The organism is uncultured Microscilla sp. (assembly GCF_947493425.1).
In the GTDB taxonomy this organism is placed as follows: Bacteria; Bacteroidota; Bacteroidia; order Cytophagales; family Microscillaceae; genus Microscilla.
In genome coordinates, this window is the sequence record NZ_CANLRP010000394.1 from 1 (window position 1) to 1,251 (window position 1,251).

Below are 1,251 nucleotides of genomic sequence, written 5' to 3' on the forward strand. Positions count from 1 at the left end.
GAGACATCAAAATTAAAAACACTGAAAATCAGTTAGTAATGACGTATTGCGGTATAAATACTCAAATGGTAAATGTTCCGAAAGGACGCAGGTTCGAGCCCTGCCCTCAATGCCAACAAAAGGCTATAGGCATGCTTCCTTCTATTTTTTTCCAAAAAAACCTAGCATGTCTGCTTTCCTTTTTTATCAAAACAACCAAACTGAGGTAGTTCAGTGGTAGAACGTCCGGCGCTGGGTCCGGATGGACGTAGGTTCGAGCCCTACCCTCAGTTCCTAAATCGGGGCTATAAGCGTGCTTCCTTCTACTTTTCCTGAAACGAAACATTTAGCACGTTTGCTTTCCCTGATTTTTCAATACATCAACGGTTGCCTCAGGCATCATAAAAAACAACAATGCACTATGAACTTATCTCAATTATACAAAACTATTTTTATGCGTAAGCGTCCCGAAGACGTGGCGGCAATGGTGATGGAACTGATAGGCAATGAACTAACCAAGGCGCAACACATTACCCTAAACAAAGCAGCTAAAGGAAGTCTCAAAAACCGCTTCATGCAGTATACCTCTATGATGCAGTCTTTTGCTATGCCGTCTGGTGCCAACCGCCAAATCAACAAAGCGGCAGAGCTTTTCAGGCTTGACCAAGTGCCCAAAATAGACGGACATGATCCTGAAGCCATCGAAGGTTTTATTAAAAAATTATCCCCTCAGATCAAGAAAACTTTTGGTAAAAACGATTTTATGCGCCACCGCCTGAACCGACTTTCGCGTAAGGCTATAGGGTTAGATATTTCGAAGCGTCGCTACAACAAGCTTTTCAGACACTTGCAAAGGATGGAAACCAAATTGGAGGGGGTGATTGCCGCTTATAAAAAACGTGAATTTCAGCAAGTAGCCAAGCACGGCATTGTACACCGTTTGACCTACGATATGTTTGCTCAAGATAAATATACGGCTTGCTTTATTGCCTATTACACCGCACGTTGCAATTTGCGCAGCGAGTTTACGGTAAATGGACAAACCCGTCCGTTTGACAAAATATCTCAGATGTTGCTAAAGCTAAGCGAAGACAAGGGTACCCCCAATTACCTGGCAATGGCCTATGTGTATCCAGTGGCGCAAACTTTGGAAAAACTCAACGACCATGAACGTGGACAGCTGTTAGGCAAATGGACTAGTGCAACAGGAACTAAGTTAATATAGTATTAATTTCCTTTTCCTTTGTAAAGCCTTTGAACTTCCACTTCAAA

General features: G+C 42.7%; 1 protein-coding gene and 2 tRNA genes. All 3 read left to right on the top strand.

The annotated features are described in order from the left end of the window. Positions 1-45: 45 nt before the first annotated feature. The 3 genes from Q0954_RS33960 (at position 46) to Q0954_RS33970 (ending at position 1,204) form a co-directional block, all read left to right on the top strand. Positions 46-115, top strand: a tRNA-Ser gene (locus tag Q0954_RS33960). An 84-nt stretch (positions 116-199) separates the two neighbouring features. Continuing rightward, positions 200-272 (top strand) — tRNA-Gln (locus Q0954_RS33965). A 128-nt stretch (positions 273-400) separates the two neighbouring features. After that, on the top strand, positions 401-1,204 hold the full coding sequence (locus Q0954_RS33970; RefSeq protein WP_299466535.1) for a hypothetical protein: 804 nt from the start codon (positions 401-403) through the stop codon (positions 1,202-1,204). The last annotated feature ends 47 nt before the right edge of the window (positions 1,205-1,251 follow it).